The following is a 15,942-nucleotide window of genomic DNA, read 5'->3' as shown; positions in this document are numbered from 1 at the left end:
GGGGATGGTCGATTGCTGGCCGTGATTCGCACGATGCAACTGTTGGACGCGCTGGTCCAGGCGCCGGATGGCATGGGCGTGATGGAGCTGGCGAATGCCTTGAAGATTCACAAGGCGGATGTGTCGAGAATTCTCTCCACGCTCCAAGACATGGGGTATGTCATCCAGGACGAGCGGACAGACCGATTCACCGTTTCATTCAAGTTTGTGGCGATGGCGCTGCGGTACAAGGATCACACAGAGTTGGAGGACATCGTGCAGCCAGTGCTCGCGGAGTTGGTCCGTCAGACCGGAGAGAGTGTGCAGTTTGCAGTGGAGCAAAACCGCGAACTGATTTACGTGGAGCGGATGGATGGTACCAAACCCCTACGGGTGGCGTCGATGCTCGGATTGAGCGCTCCCCTGCACGCCACGGCGGCGGGGAAGGTGTGGTTGGCCAGCCTGCCCACAGAGGAAGTTGTGGCGTTAATGAAGGAACGCGGCATGGAGGCTGTTACCGAACACACCATCACGGATCTGGACGCATTGCTGCGCGAGCTGGCACAGGTGCGTCAGCAAGGGTATGCCGTATCGCGGGAAGAGGTCAATCCAACCGTGTTTGGCCTGGCCGTCCCTGTACATGACCGAAAGGGGATGGTGCGGGCCGCCGTGGTGGTCACCCTGCCGATGTATGAGGCCACGGGTGAGAGGATTGATGCTGTGAAGTCGCGAGCGATGAAAGCGGCCGGTATTCTCACGGAGCAGCTCTCGCTCATTTGGTGATCTCACGCGTTCCTGGTCCCATTGGCCGTTTCCCAATTGGGATCTTTCAGCCAAATGGCTCATGAGCATCCTTCGGACATGCGACCTGACAGGGAGGTGAGAGAGGTGAGGGCGAGGTTGCCACCGCATGTGATGCCACATCACACGGAGGCGGTGTCACAGATGTACTTGGATACGACTGTCATCCTATAGGCTTCTCCAGGCATCGCCGCGGTGGACAAGGCTATGGAGATTTTGGGGGAGCAAGTGTCTGTGTGGCCGCCTTTGGCGCCCGCGGACCCAGCCCAGGAAGGGACGAGGTTACATGTCGCACGGAAATCCGTTGGATCTGAGAGCATGGTTGGCTGATATGCAGGCGCGTGAAGAGCTCCAGGTGGTCCAGGGCGCCAATTGGGAACTTGAACTCGGCGCCATCAGTGAGTTGAACGTGCGGTGTGACGGCAACAAAGCGCTGCTGTTCGACGACATCCAGGGCTATCCGCGAGGGTTCCGGGTTTTGACATGCACCACCAGCAGCCCGTTTCGCCTGGCTTCCCTCCTCCGTGCGCCGCTCACTCGTGACCACAACGAGCTGGTGCGTTGGCTGCGGGGTAAACCGAAGGAGTGGGAGTCACGAGCTGGCGACTTTGGTTACATCTCGGTGAAGGATGGACCCGTTTTCGAGCATGTGGACAGAGACGGCGCGGTCGATGTGCTGAAGTTCCCGTCTCCTCTGTGGCACGAGGGAGATGGGGGCCGCTACATCGGTACCGGCTGCGCGGTCGTGACGAAGGACTACGATTCGGACTGGATCAACGTGGGGACGTATCGAGTGATGGTGCACGACTCTACTCACGTGGGCCTGGATATGGTCTCCGGGAAGCACGGGCAAATCCAATTTCAGAAGCATGCAGCGGCGGGCAAGCCATTCCCGGTGTGCATTGTGATTGGTGCCCATCCGCTGTGTTACCTCATCTCCGGCATCGAGGTGCCGTACGGGATGTGCGAGTTCAACTATATCGGCGCCATTCTGAACGAACCGGTGGAGGTAGTGCACGGAGAACTGACGGGACTGCCGTTCCCGGCTGCCGCGGAGATTGTCCTTGAGGGGTGGATTTACCCTGGCGACGAACGATTGGAAGGTCCCTTTGGCGAGTTTCACGGGTATTACCAGGCTGGGGCGAAATCGGCACCGGTTGTGACGGTGGAACGCGTGTACTACCGGTCCCATCCTATCATCGTCGGCAGTCCGCCGGCCAAACCACCCAATGACTACTCGTACTCCAAGGCGGTGATGCGCTCGGCTCTGCTGTTTGATGCCCTGGTGGCCGCCGGAGTGCCTGGCGTTGAGTCGGTGTGGGCGCACGAAATCGGCGGAGCGCGAATGTTCACCGTGGCCAGCATCAAACAACGGTACGCCGGTCACGCTCGCCAGTGTGGCCATGTCCTCAGCCAGTGTGGGGTCGGGGCGTACATGGGACGCTACTCGGTCGTGGTGGACGACGACATCGATCCGTCCAATCTGTCCGAAGTCATGTGGGCGGTCGCTACTCGTACAGACCCGGCCAGAGATATCGACATCATCCACAACGCGATGGGCTCGAAGAACGATCCGATGTCCGTCGCATACACGTCCAAGGCGATGTTCAGCTCGCGAGCCATCATCGACGCCTGCCGCCCGTTTGATCACCTGCAGGACTTTCCGCCGGTGGCACAGGTCAGTGCTCGCCTGCAAGACGAGGTGAGGGCCAAGTGGCGTGACGTCCTGCCACTGTGAGCGGACGTTCTGGTGCTGGCGCCACTCTGCCTCATGACAGAGGATTTGACATCCGTGTCATGACGAGTGAAGTCTCGTTCAGCACGGAAAATAAACGGGAACCATGGAAAGGACGTACGTTATGGAGAGGCCTGAGTCTCGCGGTTCAACTTGGTCCGTGTATCAGTGGGCCATTGTATTGATGCTTCTCGCGGCGTTGGTCATCTCGGCTATCGACCGAGTCAACATTTCTATCGTTGGAGCCTATTGGGTTAAGCACCACATCATGACCTCTCAGCAACTGGGTCTGCTGCAGTCCATCTTCAGTTGGTCGCTGACACTGTTCCTGTTGGCTGCGGGACCTATCGCTGATCGCTTTCACCCGCGCCGGGTCCTCCCCATCGGCATGGTCCTGTGGACGGTGGCGACCTGGCTGTCCGCCATCACTCTGAAGATACCCGTACTGGCGGCATTTCGAGCCTTGCTCGGTCTCGGCGAGTCGGCCCTGCTACCCTCCGCGCCGCGGATTGTCATTGAAAACATTCCGGCGCGCGACCGTAGCAAGGCTATCAGCCTCTATTTCACGGGGAACAAATTGGGCCCGACGCTCGGTCTTCCCCTGGCAGCCGCAGTCTTGGTATGGCTTGGTTGGCGGCAGGTGTTCTTCGTTACAGGCGCCCTTAGCCTGATATGGGCGATAGTCTGGTTGCTCATCTATCGAAAAGACAAGGGAATCCAGCCTGCATCGGACACGCCTGTGGCCGGGGGAAACGTCTCCTGGGGGCGACTGTTCGCATATCGCAACACGTGGGCGATGATCATCGGTCAATTTGGGTATCTGTACGTGCTATATGTGTTCTTGACCTGGCTGCCGGGGATTTTGGTTTTGCAGGAACACCTGAGCATCGGTCAGAGCGGCTCTCTCAGTGCGCTGCCCTTTATTGTGTCCATCGTCACGACCATTCTCGGTGGATGGTTGGCGGATGCCTGGGTGAACCGTGGCGGGAACCGGACCATGGTACGTAAGACGATCATCGGAGGCGGTCTTGTGCTCAGCACCGTTTGCGTGCTCATTGCCGCTTACAGCACTTCGTCAACGATGACGGTGGTGTTTTTGGTACTCACCATGGCTGCGATGGGGCTCGTGACCGGGAGCGTGAACTCCCTGCCCATGGACCTGGCTCCGCCCAAGGTGGTCTCCTCGGTCAGCTCGTTGCAGAACTTCGGTGGCAACATGGGTGCATCGTTCGCACCCCTCATCACCGGTGCGCTGTACGGCGCGTTTCACAGCTTCCGAATCCCGCTCATCATCACCGGAGCTGTAGCGCTGTTGGGCGCACTCGCCTACGTCATTCTGCTGGGCAAGGTGGAGCGTACGTACGAGGTGGAGGCATTGGAGGAACCTGTATCTGGAGCTGTGGCGCTTGAAGATTGAAATCAGTATCTGAAATTGTGCCTGAATTCCTGCTATGAAGACCTGGATTTACATAATCGAAGTGTGGGTTCAGGGTGTAGGTTGACGAAAGAAATAACGGATCGTCAGATTCACTGTCGAGGCAGAGTGTTCCGATAGGAAAATCTATATTTTACAGATTGTGAACAGGGCAAACCAGCGGAAACGCTGGGACGCAAAGCCACGGGTCTACGGACGTATGTCTATGGCAGCCGGGTTGCCACATCATCCAGACAATTACAGGTGATCGGTCAGGCAACCGTACGTCCATGCGCAGGTTGCTTTTTTTGCTGCATCTGACGCTCGGCACTTGGGGACTAGACAACAATGAAGATCCATGGTGGTAGGGGGATTGCATTCATGAACAACCTCAGGCTGGGTGTCTTCTTGTCGTCGCTGCGCATCAAACTCCTAGCCATGTCGCTGGCTATGCTGATGATTCCAAGCCTGGTAATTGGCCTTGTAACCTATGAGATCACGAAGAAGCAACTGGAGGCTGCCGGTGAGCAGCAGTTGAAACAGGATGTCCTGCATGTGTTCGCACTGATTGACGAAGCCAACATGCAGGTGAAGGCCGGCAGGATGACCTTGGCGGCTGCTCAAGAAATGGTGAAGGAACAGGTTCTGGGCCCAAAGGATAAGCAGGGGCACCGGCCTATCAATCCCAGGTTTAAGATAGGGTCCAACGGATACATCATCGCCATCAATGATCACGCCGTCAGTCTGATGAATCCTCTGGTGGAGGGACAGGACAACTGGAACCAGAAGACCGTCGACGGTGTCATGTCGGGTCGGGAGATGGTCCGGTTGGCTGCCAAAGGCGGCGGGTATCTGACGTACATGTGGCCGCTGCCGAATTCCAAGGGCGTGGCCAAGAAGATTGTCTACGTTCAAAAAGACCCGGATTGGGGTTGGAATGTGGCCGCCGGGTCGTATATGGCGGATTTTGAGGCTCCTGCCAACCAGGTGCTGCACATGTTGCTGATTGTCCTGGTGCTGGAGGTCGTTCTGGGTGCCCTGGCGAGTCTGTGGCTTGCCGGGCGGATCGCGAAGCCGATTACCAAAATGGCGCATCAGGTGGAGCGTGTCGCCGCGGGAGATCTGAGTGTGGAACCTCTGGTCAAGCGCGGCAATGACGAAATTTCTCGCCTGGCGGCCGGCTTTTCCCGCATGATGAATCACCTGCGCGACCTGATTAAGAACATCAGCGAAACTTCCGAGCAACTGGCGGCATCCGCCGAAGAACTGTCGGCAAGCGCGGAGGAGAACATGCGGGCGACGGAGCAGGTGACACAGACTGCACAGGATGTAGCCGCGGGCGCCGAGCGGCAGGTACACACCGTTGGAGAAGGGGCAAACGCCGTGAACCACATCGCGGGCGCCATGGAACAGATTGCCCACAATGCGCAGGAGGCGTCGGCATCGGCTGCGAAGGCGGTAGAAATCTCCAAGTTGGGGAACGACTCCATACAGTCCGTGCACGCGCAGATGAGTTCCATCCAGGAAATTGTCGATCAGGCGGCCGTCGTCGTCAGAGGTCTCGGTGAGCGGTCGCAGGAGATCGGTCGGATTGTTGAAGTCATCACCGACATTGCGGAGCAGACCAACCTGTTGGCGCTGAATGCCGCCATTGAGGCCGCGCGAGCCGGAGAGCATGGGCGGAGCTTCGCCGTCGTCGCCGGAGAGGTGCGCAAGCTGGCGGAGCACTCCAGTCAGTCGGCGCAGCAGATTGCTGATTTGATCTCCAGCATTCAACAGGAGAGTCAGGCTGCCGTACAGTCGATGGAGGCCAGCACGTCCGAGGTCAGCGCCGGACTCCACGCCGTTCACGACGCGGGCGAATCATTTGGGCAAATTGGTGAATCGGTCTCGGAAGTGGTACGGCAGTTCGAAGAGGTGTTTGCGTCAGTACGGCAATTGACCGATAGGGCGGAGCAGCTGCAGACACTAATGGGCAACGTATCCACCGTCACCGACTCGACCTCGGCCGGGATGCAGACGGTGTTCGCGTCCACCGAGGAACAATTGGCGTCGATGGAGGAGATTTCGGCTTCAGCCCAGTCTCTGAATCGGATGGCGGAGCAATTGCAGACGCTGGTCGGTCAGTTCAAGATGTGACCGTCTATTCCACACAGGAAACACCTGGCGGAAGCCATTCTGGCTCCAAGCAAAGGTCGGCCTTTGAAAGGTCAGCCTTTGCTGGAGCATTTTTGTCAAGCTTCTGGCGGCTCTGAGGCACCATTCTCCCCGCATCGTTCGCCGCCTTGTCTAGCGGCCGCCAGTTATGCGCTGTGGCTGTCCGCTATCTGTTGCTGCGCCGCCCACAGTTGCGCAAACTTACGCTCCGCAAACCAATACGTGATAAAGATGCACACGCTCATGAAGAAGAAAAACAGGAGAAATGTGAAGCGCAAGGACACGAACAGCAGGGCACCGAGACAGACAAGGTTGAGAAACGTGAGGTGGAACTTGTACAGACCCAGTTTGAGGCTGGTGACGAGTAACCGCCCGTGCGTGTAGTATCCGTGAACCATGAGCGGGAACAGGCTCACTGCTGCGGAACTGTAGATCACAGTGAGGATGCCAAAAAACAGGATGACTATCAAATTGAACGAACTCTGCAGGTGGACAGCGATGCGAAGGTCCACATACAAAATCACGCCAACCGCGGTCATCACCAACCCTGTGATGAGACTCTGCTTGAAGTTCTCCCGGTAATATCGATAATAGGTGCGGAGCACGGGCGGATCGTTCCCTTTCAACCACTGCCGGACGATGGCAAACCCCGCCGCCGTTGCCGGGTAGACGGTGATTATCAGGATGCAATTGACCAGTACCAGTAGATTCAGGAGGAACAGGTTGTAAATCCACTTGCACGCCCGATAGAGGAATCCGTCCAACTGAAACACGGTTTCCACATCCTATTCGCAATTCTGTTTCTTGAACCGCATGAATCCCTTTTCATCCGCGCCTGGCATCCGCCGTATAACTAGTAGTATGCGCGAAAACGGGTCGCCAAGACAACCGGCAAATCTCTCGGTACGCCGGTGAGGTGAGGATTCAATGCCGATAAGGGGGTGATCCGATGATATGCTCAAGGCTCGTGAAAGTGTAGCCCATACCGAGCGCAATTTCGATGATATAGGGTAGGGCTTCCGTGGTGCCCTTAACACGCCCCGAGCAGTGTTGCAGAATGATGGATCCAGGCCGCAGCCGTGGGACAACATTGCGCGCAATCTCCGAACCGGGAATTCCTGTCCAATCGTGGGAGTCGATATCCCACAGCACCACTTCAAAACCCAGGCTGCGAATGTACGAATCCAACGCATCGTGCGTACTTCCGTAGGGTGGTCGAACAAATCGTGGAGAGACGCCAAGGCATTCCCGGATTACCGCGTCGGTGTCCATGAGTTCAGAGCAAACGTCGTCGGCACTCAGCTTGGTGAGATCCGGATGGCTCCAGGAGTGGTTGCCAACTGTATGACCGGTGTTCGCCATCCGACGCAGGACGTCCGGGTACTTTTCAACCTGTTGACCCAGACAAAAGAATATTGCCGGAATACGGTAGTGGTTCAGGATGTCAATAATGAACGGTGTATACTCCTCATCGGGGCCATCGTCAAACGTCAGAGCCAAGCCCCGTCGCCTTTGGCCAGCGGAATGAGCGTTTACCTCCATCGCGGCTCCTCCCATACCCATTGGTCGGTTTCTTATACAGATACCACGAAAAACGCGCATCGGCGAGCACCCGTGGCTGCCTGCGGAGAAGGGGCGCCCTGGGGCATCTTGGTCGCAGACGTATCTACAACCGCCCGCTGCATCTCCTGGAGATTCTGACTTCCTCGTCAGACGTGGGGGGATGGTGCTTGTTGTCGATTGTTATGCAAAAAATCACACATTTAGACCAAAAAAATCTACCTCTTTACATGGTTGAATCAAGAAGTAATCGCTATCATTGTATTTGCGAACTAATTGCAATGTTGTGAGGAGGTGGCAGCCTGTCGGGATGATCAATGTGGAAGTACAACGGGGGTCTCTGATGAGGAACATCATCACAACACGTGCCCGCTGCATGTGAACGATGCTTTTATCTCTCCAGTGGCGGTCGGTGTACCTATATTTGTTTGTTGGTTATCAAAACTAATCGCTTCGCATGTTGGGTTCCATGGCCGATTCGAGGAGGGGAAAGGATGTCGAAGAAGCCGAGTGCAAAAAGGTACACGACAATGTCTGGAGCGGCCGCGGTGACGCTGACAATGGTGGCTGGCCTGTCCTTGGCTGGGTGTTCATCCAATGGCAGCTCGCAGAAGCACGATTCGGTGACGGTGGCGTTGCCTCCGATAACATCGCTCGACCCGACCGCTTGGCAGGCGCAGATTCTCATTGATCAAGGGACGGTCCTGGAAGGATTGACCGGATACGACAAGAACCTGAAGATTGTCCCCAAGGTGGCGGACCACTGGACGGTGTCGAAAGACGGATTGACCTGGACGTTCTATCTGCGCAAGGACGCCAAGTGGAGCAATGGCGATCCGGTGACAGCGAATGACTTCTACTACGCCTGGATGCGCATGCTGGACCCGAAAAACACGAGCGCTCAGCTGTGGGCGAGCTTCGTGACGTCGGTCAAGAATGCGACAAACTATCACACCGGCAGCGCCAAGGCGAGCGACGTGGGAATCAGGGTGATCAACGACTATGAGATTCAGATTCAATTGCAGACGCCGAACTACGGCCTGCCGACTCAATTGGCGCTGGCTTCGGCCATGCCGTTGAACAAGAAGGTGGTGGAAAAGCACCCTACCAATTGGTACCTGCCACAGTATTTTGTCGGGAACGGCCCCTATGTGGTGTCCTCCTTCAAGCCGAACGGCAAGATCGTCTTGACGCGGAACAAGAATTACGTCGGCAATAAGAAGGTTGAGAATGTCGGCAATGTGCAAACCATCAACATTGTGCCGGCGCCCAGCTCTCCCCTGCAAGCCTACAAGGCCAATCAGTTGGATGTGGTTCAGATTAATAATCCTTCCGACTTTAAGTATGCCCAGAGTAATCTGAAGGGGGAGCTGCACGAGGTTCCCAACTATGACGTGTACGCGTTTGCGTTTGACAAGTCCCTTGACAAGTCACCGTTGGACAACCCGCTGGTGCGCAAGGCCATCGCCGAAGCGATAGACCGCAGCAAGGTTGTCGAGGCGCTAAGTGGCATGGCTAATCCGACAGACGTGTTTGGGCCTTCCTCCTGGACGCCGACGAAGTATCAAAAGGGCATCAAGATGAACGTCGAGGACGCCAAGAAGCTTTTGGCGCAGGCTGGGTACCCCAATGGCAAAGGGCTGCCCACATTTGAGTTGTACACACCGACCCAGAACGACAATCGCAATGCGGTGCTGGCGGCAGAGTCCGTTCAGCAGCAGCTCAAGCAAAACCTGAACATCAATTTCAAGATTGAACCGCTATCCAGTCAGGTGTATGGCGACTACGTGTGGGGCAATTACCAGAAAGGCGTCAATCCTGGCTACATGATGTTCAATCAGGCGCTCAACTGGCCCAGCCCGGCCAACGCGGACCTGGGTGCTGCGCAGGGTAGTTGGTACGACTTTCACTATGAATTTCGGAATTATGTAGGAAAGACCGCAATCGTTGACCACAACCCCTACTCTGTGGCCAAGTATGGCAATCCGGACGACAAGAGCAAGGGCATCTCGTGGTCGGATTGGGTGCCCTTGCAGAAAGCGTATGAACAGGACGCCAAGTACCTCACAGATTATAGGAATAGACAGACAGATCCAGACATCAAGAAATATCTGACCCCGGTTGTTCCGTATTCGCAGACTTGGAACGCCTATGTGCAGCGCTGGAAGGACGCCAAGACGGATGCTGACAAGCACCAGGCTTGGGCCGACGCATGGAACTGGGTCGGTGGTGCTTCCAATAGCGGTGGAAACCCGGACGGACTGGACATACAGGTATGGAAAGATCAGCACCGGAATCAGACCGAATACAACTGGTTTGTGTGGAACACGAAGGAGCAGTTCTACGACAACGACGCTCAGGCAGCCGCCGATGCGGGCAAGCTTGCTCAGTCCATTATCGACAACGCGTGGATGGTGCCCTTGTATGATTCGATGAATACCTACTTGGCCAAGCCTTGGGTGCACAATGTGGTGGCCAACCGATTTGCGTGGGCGAACTTCTTCCAGTTGCAGTACCTGACAGTGGACAATGGAAAGGATACCAGCGGCTGAACGGGTGAGCTTGCAACTTCAGTGGGCGTGGGTGGCCGTGCTTCCGCGACCGCCCAACCACCCGTCCCCTGCCGCCAGCGAGCACGGTTGGAGGACGGATCGCAGCTTGGTGCAGGGGACCTGCTTCGCCGGATAACCCATGAGAAAGGGGAGTCAGGATGGCCATCGCCAAATTTCTGACCAAGCGCATCATCGCCATCATTATCACGACGGCGGTCATCATCGCCCTGTCGTACATTCTCATGTACATTGCCCCGGGGAGCTTCTTTAATCAACAGCAGGTTGGGCAGCAAGCTCAAACACTGGCGGCTGAGAACCCGCAGGCGTTCCAGGCGATGATGAACGACTGGAAGGAACGGTATGGGCTGGATCAACCACTCTATCTCCAGATCTGGCGTTACATCTATCACTGTTTCACGCTCAACTTTGGCACGTCGTTTGAGAATCCAACGACGCCCATAATGGATACGCTGAAATCCGGTTTTCCCATCAGCTTCATTCTGGCCCTCGGCTCTGTGATCCTGTCTACCATTGTCGGCATTCCACTCGGGATTTTGGCCGCGGTGCGGAAGAACACCTGGGTGGACTACGTGATGACGACGCTCTCCCTGGGGGGGCAGGCGATTCCCTCATTTGTGTTTGCCGTTCTCTTGATGTTAGTGTTTGGTGTCCTCATCCCAATTTTCCCCATAAGTGGTTGGGGGAGTGTTCAGCAGGCCGTCTTGCCCATCATCGCGCTCGCCGTCGGGAACATCGGGAATGTCGCCCAGTACATGCGCAGCAGCATGATTGACACCATGGGACTGGAGTTCATTCGCACCGCTAGGGCCAAGGGGGTTCCGGAGTGGGCCGCTGTCCTTCGGCATGCGTTCCCGAACTCATTGATTGCTCTGGTCACTGTCATTGGACCGCAGTTTGCCTTCACTGTGGTCGGCACGGTCTGGATTGAGAATCTGTTCTCCATCCCGGGACTGGGCTCACTGCTGAATCAGGCGTTCGGAGCGGACGACTTTCCGCTTGCCATCACGTACATCTTTATCCTCTGCCTGTTGGTGATGATCACGAATCTATTGGTGGACATCTGTTATACGATCCTGGACCCACGAATTCGGCTCAAGTGATCTCTGACAAGTCGACTGCAAAGAATCCACAAGGAAGGGGAGAGCACGCGTGTCGGTAGTGGAAGGCGTTTTACAGGCCGATTTAAGGCCGAAGCCACCCGCATCGCGGCGAGTTTTGGCCTGGCGGCGATTTGCCCGCAATCGCTTGGCCGTCGCCGGTCTCGTTTGGGTGGGCATCTTCATTATCGTGGGTATCATTGGCCCCTGGGTTGCGCCCTACTCGTATACCACCACCGATTATGGGAGCGCCAATATGGGCCCGAGCGCTACCCATTGGTTTGGCACCGACAGCCTTGGTCATGACATGCTCAGCGAGTTACTGTACAGCATCCGCTTTGCCTGTATCATTGGTTTTGGGGCAACGGCGGTGGCTTTTGTCATCGGCGCCATTTTGGGCCTGTTGGCCGGGATGATGGGCGGTATCGTTGATAATATCATCATGCGACTCGTAGACTTGATGTTCGCCTTTCCCGCTTACTTTCTGAACCTCATCTTGGTCATTGACTTGGGCCGCGGCATCCTGCCCATTTTCATCTCGATAGGTATCACCCAGTGGTCCGGCTACGCCCGCCTGATCCGCGGTCTGGTGTTGTCGCTGCGCGGGGGCGAAATGGTTGAAGCCGCCATCTCACTCGGCGCTACCAAACGGTACATCGCCTTACATTACCTGTTTCCCAACATCATCGGCAACGTCATTGTGTCGTTGTCGTTTGGCATCCCGTACGCGCTCATTCAGGACGCCGGGCTCAGTGTCGTCGGACTGGGACTGCGGCCGCCGATGCCGAGCTTTGGCAATCTGGTGACCACCGGGGCTGCCGACATGATGGGGTATCCGTGGCTGCTCGTGTTTCCGGCCGTGCTGTTTGCAATCACGCTGCTGGCCTTTCTGTTCGTTGGCAATGGCCTGCAAGAGGCGTTCAACACAAAGGGGGCGTCGAAATGAGTGACATCCTGTTGGACGTGCGGGACCTAACCACCCATTTTCGGCGTCCGGACGGTCTGGTTTACGCGGTCAACGGTGTGAGCTTTCAGGTGCGCCGCGGGGAGACGCTCGGCATCGTGGGCGAGAGCGGATCGGGGAAATCGGTGTCGGTGCTGTCCATTCTCGGATTGATTGGCGAAAACGGGAAAGTGGTGGCGGGCACCGCAGAGTTTGAAGGGGTGGACCTGCTCAAGCTCAATCGGCATGAGATGCGGGCGGTGCGCGGGCGCGAGATTGGAATTGTGTTCCAAGATCCGATGACCAGTCTCAATCCTATCAAGCGCGTGGGTCAGCAGGTTATGGAAGTGATGCTGGTGCATCGCTTGTGCAGCAAGCAGGAGGCCTGGGACCGGGCCGTGGCGCTGCTGGAGGAAGTCGGCATTGCCGATCCGCACCGCAGGATGAAGAACTACCCGTTTGAGTTGTCCGGCGGTATGCGGCAGCGTGTGATGATTGCCATCGCGCTGGCTTGCCAGCCGAAGCTGCTGATTGCGGACGAGCCGACGACGGCGCTGGACGTCACCGTCCAGATGCAGGTGCTCTCGGTGCTGCGCGAGGCGCAGGTGAACCGTCAGATGAGCACCATCATGATCACCCACGACTTGGGTGTTGCGACCAACTTGTGCGATCGCGTCATCGTCATGTATGGCGGCCAGGTGATGGAATCGGCGCCGGTGGAGGAGTTTGTCCGCCACTCGGCCCATCCCTACAGTCGCGCCTTGAAGTCTTCCATTCTGGAAATCGGCAGCCGGGGCCGGAAAATCGCCCCTATTCCGGGCAATCCGCCGGTGATGATTGAGCCGCCCCGCGGGTGCCCGTTTGCGGATCGGTGCCTGTTGGTGACCGACCGTTGCCGTGACGAGATACCGGATCTGCGTATCATCGCGCAGGAGCATGTTGTCGCCTGCCATCGAGCGGAAGAGGTGCTGGAACATGTCGCACAGTGAATTGCTGGTCGTCGAAAACCTGAGCAAGACATTCAAGGTGCCGGGCGGGACGTTGAAGGCGGTGCAAAACGCGTCGTTCACGCTGGGTCCCGCAAAGACGCTCGGTTTAGTGGGAGAGAGCGGATCTGGGAAGTCGACGCTTGGCCGAGCGGTTCTTCGCCTGATTGAAGCGGACAGTGGCTCCATCGTCTTTGACGGTGTGGATATCCGCAGCCTGTCGACCAAAGAGCTACGGTTAAAGCGCAAGGACATGCAAATGATCTTTCAAAACCCGCTGTCCTCTCTCAACCCGCGCATGACCGTGGAACGCAATATCAAGGATCCGCTCATCATCCACAACATTGGCGATGCCAAGGAGCGCTCCCACCGGGTGCGCGAATTGATGGAACGGGTGGGGCTGTCGGAAAATATGGCGCGCGCCTATCCCACGGAGCTGTCCGGGGGTCAGCAGCAGCGCGTCGTGATTGCCCGGGCGCTGGCCCTGAACCCGAAGCTCATTGTCTGCGACGAACCCGTCTCTGCTTTGGACGTGTCCATCCAACTCCAGATCATCTCGCTGCTGCAGGATCTGCAGCGTGAACACAATCTTTCCTACATCTTCATCTCGCACAACTTGGCGGTGGTGGAGTACATGAGCGACGCTGTAGCGGTCATGTACCTGAGTGAGATTGTGGAGCGGGCGCCTGTGGACGAACTGTTTGCCCATCCGCAGCACCCGTACACGCGTGTGCTGATGCAATCGGTGCTTAAGGTGCCGGAATCGCTCGCCCAGAGATCTACCTTCTCCACATTGCCTGGCGAAATTCCATCGCCCATCAATCCACCCTCCGGCTGCCCGTTTCATCCACGCTGCCCGCTGGCCACCGACATCTGCCGAACGACCAAACCCGAGGAGAAGATGGTGGGTGACCAGCATCAGGTGTCCTGCCATCAGGCCGGTGTGACTGCCCAGGTTATCTGACGGAGTTCCAATTGCCGCCTAAGCCCGAGTTTCGGACCAAGGCGGCGCCTTTGTCCGGTTGTCGACAGGAGGTGATAGCATGAACGCGCTGGTCCGCATGAATCAGTTAGGGTATCTGCCCGGCATGCGCAAATGGTTTGTAACTGATGTGAAAGCTGAGGAATTCGAGGTCTTGGACGCGGAAGGAACGTGCGTGTGGATGGGCCGCCTGGAGGGACCGCACATGCTCCCCGCCTCGGCGGAGACGGTGTTTGTCGGCGACCTCAGTGCAGTCGACCAAGCCGGCCTGTACACTATCCGTATCCCCGGCGTCGGTACCGGTCCGGCGTTCCGCATCGGACCGGACGTGTACATCGATGTCCAACAGGCGCTGTTGAAGTTTTTCTACTACCAACGCTGTGGGACTGATTTGCTGCCCCAATACGCAGGGGCGTGGACGCATGCGGCCTGCCACTTGGGGGATTGCATCGACTATGAGCAGCCGCAGCTTCGGCGCCCGTCGCCGGGCGGTTGGCACGACGCGGGCGATTATGGCAAATATACGGTTGCCGCCGCTGTCACGGTGGCTGACTTGCTGCTGGCATATGAATGCTTTCCGCAGGTGTTTGCGATCCCGGTTGGCATCCCGGAATCGGGCGGGGATATACCCGACATTCTCAGTGAGGTCGCTTATGAGCTCCGCTGGCTGTGGACGATGCAGCGCGCCGATGGGGCAGTGTACCACAAGGTGACGACGAAGGAGTTCCCGGGATTGGGTGTCATGCCCGAAAACGACCTGGCCCCCTTGTACTTTGCGCCTGTCTCCGCGGCTGCGACAGGTGCCTTTGCGGCTGTGATGGCCATGGCCGCCCGCGTGTATCGGACGGTTCACCCTGAACTCGCCACTCGTTGTTTGCAAGCCGCGCGGCGCGCCTACCATTGGCGTGAGGAAAATCCGCAAGCGGCGTCGCAAGGGTTCATCAATCCTCCCGATATCCACACTGGAGAGTACGGGGATGTCGTGGTGGCCGATGAGTGGTACTGGGCGAGTGCAGAGTTGTGGCGAGCGACAGGTGACATGGAATACCTGGCAGCGGCGCAGCGTATTCACGCTGAGGGCGGGTTTGACAGCCTCGGTTTGGGGTGGGCCGATGTCGGCGGCTACGGCACGCTGGCCCTGCTGCTCGGCGGCGCACGGGAGTCGGGTTTGGGGACGGACGCGGATTGGCTGGCCGGGCCGTCCCGCGCTTGGCAAGAGCGAGCCCAGTCGCTGGCGGCACTGAGCCAGGCCAACCCATACGGGGTGTGTTTGGATGAGCCCGATTACATCTGGGGCAGCAACATGGTGCTTCTCCATCGCGCGATGCACTTGATCTTCGCAGACAGGCTGGCGCAAACGGATACCTACCGTGAGCAGGCTTTGGCGCAGCTGCACTACCTGCTGGGTTGCAACCCACTGGCCCAATGCTACGTGAGCGGGTTTGGATACCGGCCGATGATCCACCCTCACCACCGGCCATCGGTGGCCGATGGGGTGCTTGAACCGGTGCCCGGCATGGTGGCCGGGGGCCCCAATCGGCACCGCCAAGACGAAGCGGCCCGCGCCCGACTGCGGGAGGGCACGCCGCCGGCCAGGTGCTACGTGGATGACGAGGGCAGCTACTCCACCAACGAGGTGGCCATCTACTGGAATGCACCTGCTGTGTTTGTGGCGGCCTATGCGAATGCCAGCAAAATCTGAGATGGTCCATTGA

At 57.6% G+C, this 15,942-nt stretch carries 12 protein-coding genes and 1 riboswitch; of the genes, 10 read left to right on the top strand and 2 right to left on the bottom strand.

Going from position 1 to position 15,942, the window contains the following annotated elements:
* Positions 1-21: 21 nt before the first annotated feature.
* From ASH01S_RS06430 to ASH01S_RS06415, 4 genes are all read left to right on the top strand, one after another.
* Positions 22-762, top strand: coding sequence for an IclR family transcriptional regulator (locus ASH01S_RS06430; protein WP_245628957.1), 741 nt, complete (start codon positions 22-24; stop codon positions 760-762).
* Positions 763-1,066: 304 nt separating this feature from the next.
* Positions 1,067-2,518 (top strand): UbiD family decarboxylase, encoded by a 1,452-nt coding sequence (locus ASH01S_RS06425; protein WP_067925333.1) that lies wholly within the window; start codon positions 1,067-1,069, stop codon positions 2,516-2,518.
* Positions 2,519-2,639: 121 nt separating this feature from the next.
* Complete coding sequence (locus tag ASH01S_RS06420; RefSeq protein ID WP_169794190.1) at positions 2,640-3,932, top strand: MFS transporter; 1,293 nt, start codon at positions 2,640-2,642, stop codon at positions 3,930-3,932.
* Positions 3,933-4,090: 158 nt separating this feature from the next.
* Positions 4,091-4,175, top strand: a riboswitch (cyclic di-GMP riboswitch).
* Positions 4,176-4,310: 135 nt separating this feature from the next.
* Positions 4,311-6,068: a methyl-accepting chemotaxis protein gene (locus ASH01S_RS06415; RefSeq protein WP_067925327.1), complete on the top strand. Its 1,758-nt coding sequence runs from the start codon at positions 4,311-4,313 to the stop codon at positions 6,066-6,068.
* A gap of 164 nt (positions 6,069-6,232) precedes the next feature.
* On the opposite strand, the gene ASH01S_RS06410 is transcribed toward ASH01S_RS06415, so the two are convergent.
* Entirely contained in the window at positions 6,233-6,859 is a 627-nt protein-coding gene (locus ASH01S_RS06410; protein ID WP_067925323.1) for a YesL family protein, read from the bottom strand.
* A gap of 151 nt (positions 6,860-7,010) precedes the next feature.
* The gene (locus ASH01S_RS06405; RefSeq protein ID WP_067925320.1) at positions 7,011-7,628 is read right to left on the bottom strand and encodes a polysaccharide deacetylase family protein; all 618 of its coding nucleotides are present in this window, start codon (positions 7,626-7,628) and stop codon (positions 7,011-7,013) included.
* A 512-nt stretch (positions 7,629-8,140) separates the two neighbouring features.
* On the opposite strand from ASH01S_RS06405, the gene ASH01S_RS06400 reads away from it, so the two are divergent.
* The 6 genes from ASH01S_RS06400 (at position 8,141) to ASH01S_RS06375 (ending at position 15,929) form a co-directional block, all read left to right on the top strand.
* The gene (locus tag ASH01S_RS06400) at positions 8,141-10,198 is read left to right on the top strand and encodes a peptide ABC transporter substrate-binding protein (RefSeq protein ID WP_067925318.1); all 2,058 of its coding nucleotides are present in this window, start codon (positions 8,141-8,143) and stop codon (positions 10,196-10,198) included.
* Positions 10,199-10,356: 158 nt separating this feature from the next.
* The gene (locus ASH01S_RS06395; protein WP_067925315.1) at positions 10,357-11,319 is read left to right on the top strand and encodes an ABC transporter permease; all 963 of its coding nucleotides are present in this window, start codon (positions 10,357-10,359) and stop codon (positions 11,317-11,319) included.
* Positions 11,320-11,368: 49 nt separating this feature from the next.
* On the top strand, positions 11,369-12,262 hold the full coding sequence (locus ASH01S_RS06390; RefSeq protein WP_157067025.1) for an ABC transporter permease: 894 nt from the start codon (positions 11,369-11,371) through the stop codon (positions 12,260-12,262).
* Positions 12,259-13,248, top strand: coding sequence for an ABC transporter ATP-binding protein (locus ASH01S_RS06385; RefSeq protein ID WP_067925312.1), 990 nt, complete (start codon positions 12,259-12,261; stop codon positions 13,246-13,248). The genes ASH01S_RS06390 and ASH01S_RS06385 overlap by 4 nt, the downstream gene beginning before the upstream one ends.
* Positions 13,235-14,209, top strand: coding sequence for an ABC transporter ATP-binding protein (locus ASH01S_RS06380; protein ID WP_067925308.1), 975 nt, complete (start codon positions 13,235-13,237; stop codon positions 14,207-14,209). Before ASH01S_RS06385 ends, ASH01S_RS06380 begins: the two co-directional genes overlap by 14 nt.
* Positions 14,210-14,288: 79 nt before the next feature.
* Positions 14,289-15,929, top strand: coding sequence for a glycoside hydrolase family 9 protein (locus ASH01S_RS06375; protein WP_067925305.1), 1,641 nt, complete (start codon positions 14,289-14,291; stop codon positions 15,927-15,929).
* The last annotated feature ends 13 nt before the right edge of the window (positions 15,930-15,942 follow it).

It is taken from the genome of Alicyclobacillus shizuokensis NBRC 103103, assembly GCF_001552255.1.
In the GTDB taxonomy this organism is placed as follows: Bacteria; Bacillota; Bacilli; order Alicyclobacillales; family Alicyclobacillaceae; genus Alicyclobacillus_G; species Alicyclobacillus_G shizuokensis.
The sequence above is the reverse complement of the archived record's forward strand: the minus strand, read 5'-3'. Positions and strand labels throughout refer to the sequence as shown.

Coding starts and splice junctions, on each gene's coding strand:
- ASH01S_RS06375 (WP_067925305.1), top strand. CDS start 14,289: ATGAACGCGCTGGTCCGCATGAATCAGTTAGGGTATCTGCCCGGCATG.
- ASH01S_RS06420 (WP_169794190.1), top strand. CDS start 2,640: ATGGAGAGGCCTGAGTCTCGCGGTTCAACTTGGTCCGTGTATCAGTGG.
- ASH01S_RS06400 (WP_067925318.1), top strand. CDS start 8,141: ATGTCGAAGAAGCCGAGTGCAAAAAGGTACACGACAATGTCTGGAGCG.
- ASH01S_RS06380 (WP_067925308.1), top strand. CDS start 13,235: ATGTCGCACAGTGAATTGCTGGTCGTCGAAAACCTGAGCAAGACATTC.
- ASH01S_RS06385 (WP_067925312.1), top strand. CDS start 12,259: ATGAGTGACATCCTGTTGGACGTGCGGGACCTAACCACCCATTTTCGG.
- ASH01S_RS06395 (WP_067925315.1), top strand. CDS start 10,357: ATGGCCATCGCCAAATTTCTGACCAAGCGCATCATCGCCATCATTATC.
- ASH01S_RS06415 (WP_067925327.1), top strand. CDS start 4,311: ATGAACAACCTCAGGCTGGGTGTCTTCTTGTCGTCGCTGCGCATCAAA.
- ASH01S_RS06405 (WP_067925320.1), bottom strand. CDS start 7,628: ATGGAGGTAAACGCTCATTCCGCTGGCCAAAGGCGACGGGGCTTGGCT.
- ASH01S_RS06425 (WP_067925333.1), top strand. CDS start 1,067: ATGTCGCACGGAAATCCGTTGGATCTGAGAGCATGGTTGGCTGATATG.